The following is a 4,266-nucleotide window of genomic DNA, read 5'->3' as shown; positions in this document are numbered from 1 at the left end:
GGGCTCGAACTCGACCTCGACGCCGTTGACCTTGGCTTTCGGCATGGCTCAGCTCACTCCGCCGCCTGCAGGGAGGCGCCCTGCACGTGCGGCTTGCCCGCACGGTAGTTGGTGATCCGCTCCTCGACCTCGTGACGGAAGTGCCGGAACAGGCCCTGGATCGGCCAGGCGGCGGCGTCGCCGAGCCCGCAGATCGTGTGACCTTCAACCTGACTGGCCACGTCGAGCAGCATGTCGATCTCCGACATCTCGGCCTCGCCGGTGACCATCCGCTCCATCACCCGCCACATCCAGCCGGTACCTTCACGGCACGGCGTGCACTGGCCGCAGCTTTCGTGCTTGTAGAAGTAGCTGGCCCGCGCGATCGCCTTCACCAGATCGGCGTCCTTGTCGAAGACGATCATGGTGCCGGTGCCAAGGCCGGAGCCCCGCGCCTGCAGATCCTCGTAGGTCATGAGGGCGACCTCGGCCTCTTCGGCCGGGATCATCCGCACCGAGATCCCACCCGGGATCACGGCCTTGAGATTGCCCCAGCCGCCGCGCACGCCACCGAAGTGATCTTCGATCAGTTGCTTCACACTTATGCCGACGGCGTCCTCGACCACACAGGGCTTGTTCAGATGGCCGGAGCCCGCGAACAGTTTTGTGCCCGTGGACTTTTCGGTTCCGAACCCTGCGAACCAGTCGGCGCCGCGCCGCAGGATCGTGCCCACGACCGCGATGGTCTCGACGTTATTCACCGTGGTCGGGCAGCCATAGATGCCGGCGCCGGCCGGGAACGGCGGCTTCAGACGCGGCTGGCCCTTCTTACCCTCGAAGCTTTCCATCAGGGCGGTTTCGTCGCCGCAGATATAGGCGCCGCCGCCGTGCTGCAGGCCGACGTCCACGTCGTAACCCAGGATGCTGCCCTTGCCGATCAGCCTGGCCTCGTAGGCCTGCTTGATCGCCGCCGTCAGGCGCTCGCGCTCGTGCACATACTCGCCGCGGATGTAGATATAGGCCTGGTGCGACCGCATGGCCTTGCAGGCGATGACGCAGCCCTCGATCAGCAGGTGCGGATCATTGCGCAGGATGTCGCGATCCTTGCACGCGCCCGGCTCGGACTCGTCGGCGTTGACCAGCAGATAATGAGGCCGCTCGCTCTCCTGCTTGGGCATGAAGGTCCACTTCAGGCCGGTGGCAAAACCCGCTCCGCCGCGACCGCGCAGGCCAGACGCCTTCATCTGGTCGCAGATCCATTCGGGCGTCTGGGCCACGATATCCTTCGTGCCGTTCCACGCGCCGCGCGCCCTGGCGCCCTCCAGGCCCCAGTCACGCTGGCCGTAGAGGTTCAGGAAGATGCGGTCCTTGTCAGCCAGGATACCCGCCACGCTCAAACTCCCCTCCGGCGAACGCCGGCCATAAACTCGGTCTGTACTCCGAAGCCCACCAGCTTCGCGCGCCCAAGCGCGAACACCGCGCCATGCGGGGCGCGATCCCCCTCCCGCCATTTCGTGGGGGAGGTGAAGCAACTTGAATTGAGGCTCATGCCTTCACCTTTACGGGAAGGTTCGGCACCTTGATCTTCTTGCCCAGCGAGCCGTTGAACAGGGTTTCGTCAATGAGCGTTGTGGCCCCGCCTTCCGGCGCAGAACCCTGTCGGCCGATCATGGAGCCGGGCTTCGGCTTCTTGCCGGCGGCGAAATCGTCCAGCAGCTTCTCGAAGCTCTCGGGCGTCAGGTCTTCGTAATAGTAGTCATTGATGGCGGCCATCGGGGCGTTCGAGCAGGCGCCCATGCACTCCACTTCCTGCCAGTAGAACTTGCCGTCCGCCGAGCGATGGTTCTGTGGTCCGAACTTACGCTTGCAGACAGCGAGCAGGTCCTCTGACCCCCGCGTCTGACATGGCGTGGTGCCGCACACCTGCACCAGAGCTACCTCGCCCACCGGTTCCAGCATGAACATGGTGTAGAAGGTCGCTACCTCCAGTACCCGGATCACCGGCATGCCCAGCAGCTCGGCGACGGCCCGGATCGCGGGCTCGGACAGCCAGCCCTCCTGCTTTTGCACCAGCCAAAGGGTCGGCACCACGGCCGACTGCTGCTTCCCGGCCGGGAAGTTTTCCATCCACACTTTTGCGGCCTTCAGTGTCGCCGGCTTGAAGGCGAAGCTGGCCGGCTGGACGGCGGCGAGACGACGGACGCTCAACTCAGGCCCTCACTTCGCGAAATCCACGCGAGCGATCTTGCCGCCGGCGAGGGTGTAGATGGCGATCACCTGGAAGCTGGGGCCATCCGGACCACGGCTGACGTCCTCATGATCAATAACAGTCTGGCCGACGCAGATCCGGTTCACCAGGCGCGCCCGGTTCTGCGGGAAGTCCGCGAAGACCTGGACGTACTTTGCGCGATAGGCCGCGATCCCCTGGATGGTCACAGCGCCGTTCAGGTCGGCCACGGTAACGTCGTCGGCGAAGAACGCGCAGTGCGCATCCAGGTCCTGGACATTGTAGGCGTCGAGCTGGCCCTGGGCGATGTCGGCGGGGCTGACTTGGGCGCTGGCGCTCACCGGTCGATCTCCCCGAACACGATGTCCAGCGAACCCAGGATGGCGGAGACGTCGGCCAGCATGTGGCCGCGGTTCATCCAGTCCATGGCCTGCAGGTGCGGATAGCCCGGCGCGCGGATCTTTGCGCGGTACGGCTTGTTGGCGCCGTCGCTGACCAGATAGACGCCGAACTCGCCCTTGGGCGCCTCGACGCAGGCGTAAACCTCGCCTGGCGGGGTGCGATAGCCCTCGGTGAAGAGCTTGAAGTGGTGGATGAGCGCCTCCATGGAGCGCTTCATTTCGCCCCGACGCGGCGCGGCGATCTTGTTGTCCTCGATCAGCACGGGACCCGGCGTCTTCAGAAGACGCTCGCAGCACTGCTTCATGATCTTCGCCGACTCGCGCATCTCACGCATCCGGCAGAGGTAGCGGTCATAGCAGTCGCCGTGCACGCCCAGCGGCACGTCGAATTCCATGTCGTTGTAGGCGGCATAGGGTTGCGCCCGGCGCAGATCCCACGAGATCCCGGAACCACGCACCAGCACGCCCGAGAAGCTGTGCGCGATGGCCTCTTCCCGCGTGACCACGCCGATGTCGACGTTACGCTGCTTGAAGATCCGGCTGCCGGTGATCAGGCCTTCCAGATCATCGATGATACGCGGGAAATAGTCGCACCAGTCGTCGATATCGCGGATCAGCGCTTCCGGCAGGTCCTGACGAACGCCGCCGACGCGATAGTAGTTGGCGTGCATCCGGGCGCCCGATGCACGCTCATAGAAGACCATCAGTTTTTCGCGCTCTTCGAAGCCCCACAGCGGCGGGGTGAGCGCGCCCACGTCCATGGCCTGGGTGGTCACGTTGAGCAGGTGGCTCAGGATCCGGCCGATCTCGTCGTACAGAGTCCGGATCAGCAGGCCGCGATAGGGCGCCTCGATGCCGAGCAGCTTCTCGATCGCCAGGACATAGGCATGTTCCTGGTTCATGGGCGACACATAGTCGAGGCGGTCCATGTAGGGGATCGTCTGCTGATAGGGCCGGGCCTCCATCAGCTTCTCGGTGCCCCGGTGCAGGAGGCCGATGTGCGGGTCGACCCGCTCGACAACTTCGCCGTCCAGTTCCAGCACCAGGCGCAGCACGCCGTGGGCGGCCGGGTGTTGCGGGCCGAAGTTGATGTTGAACTTGCGGACCGGGGTCTCCGGGACCTTGGGGTCGTGGAAATAGTCCGCGGGCAGCGCGGGGGCCTTCACGCTCATGACTTGCCCTTCTCGTCGCCCGGCAGAACGGCGGCAAAGCCGCGCTCGATGCCTTCCCAGGGACTGAGGAAGTCCCAGTTACGCCATTCCACCGACTTCACCGGTTCATAGACCACCCGCTTCAGCTCCTCGTCGTAGCGAACCTCGACGTAGCCAGTCATCGGGAAGTCTTTGCGCAGCGGATGGCCGTGGAAGCCGTAGTCGGTGAGGATGCGGCGCAAGTCCGGGTGATTGTCGAAAAAGATGCCGTACATGTCGAACGCCTCGCGCTCGAACCAGTTGGCCGCAGGAAAGACGCCGGTCGCCGAGGCCACGGGCGTGTCCTCGTCGGTCTGCACCTTGATCCGGACGCGCCGGTTATGGGTCATCGACAGCAGGTGGTAGACCACATCGAACCGCAGCGGGCGTTCGGGATAGTCCGCGCCGCAGAGGTCGATCAGCTGGTGGAAACCATGCTCGTCGCGCAGGATCGTCAGCGCCTCGACGA

General features: G+C 64.8%; 5 protein-coding genes. All 5 read right to left on the bottom strand.

Annotated features, from left to right (window positions below; translation table 11 throughout):
- Positions 1-53 precede the first annotated feature (53 nt).
- Complete coding sequence (gene nuoF / locus ACIQ42_RS16530; RefSeq protein WP_397423341.1) at positions 54-1,370, bottom strand: NADH-quinone oxidoreductase subunit NuoF; 1,317 nt, start codon at positions 1,368-1,370, stop codon at positions 54-56.
- A gap of 154 nt (positions 1,371-1,524) precedes the next feature.
- Entirely contained in the window at positions 1,525-2,187 is a 663-nt protein-coding gene (gene nuoE / locus ACIQ42_RS16525) for an NADH-quinone oxidoreductase subunit NuoE (protein ID WP_397423340.1), read from the bottom strand.
- A gap of 9 nt (positions 2,188-2,196) precedes the next feature.
- Positions 2,197-2,547 carry a nuclear transport factor 2 family protein gene (locus ACIQ42_RS16520; RefSeq protein ID WP_397423339.1) on the bottom strand — a complete coding sequence of 117 codons (351 nt, stop codon included), beginning with the start codon at positions 2,545-2,547 and terminating at the stop codon, positions 2,197-2,199.
- Positions 2,544-3,779 (bottom strand): NADH-quinone oxidoreductase subunit D, encoded by a 1,236-nt coding sequence (locus ACIQ42_RS16515; RefSeq protein ID WP_397423338.1) that lies wholly within the window; start codon positions 3,777-3,779, stop codon positions 2,544-2,546. The genes ACIQ42_RS16520 and ACIQ42_RS16515 overlap by 4 nt, the downstream gene beginning before the upstream one ends.
- A partial coding sequence (locus ACIQ42_RS16510; RefSeq protein ID WP_397423337.1) for an NADH-quinone oxidoreductase subunit C occupies positions 3,776-4,266 on the bottom strand: 491 nt, incomplete at its 5' end. The genes ACIQ42_RS16510 and ACIQ42_RS16515, both read right to left, overlap by 4 nt.

The sequence above is a fragment of the Phenylobacterium sp. genome (assembly GCF_044372605.1).
In the GTDB taxonomy this organism is placed as follows: domain Bacteria; phylum Pseudomonadota; class Alphaproteobacteria; order Caulobacterales; family Caulobacteraceae; genus Phenylobacterium.
This window is presented reverse-complemented; position numbering and strand designations above follow the sequence as displayed.

Excerpts from the sequence above, each read along its gene's own strand:
- ACIQ42_RS16515 (WP_397423338.1), bottom strand. The coding sequence starts at position 3,779 with ATGAGCGTGAAGGCCCCCGCGCTGCCCGCGGACTATTTCCACGACCCC.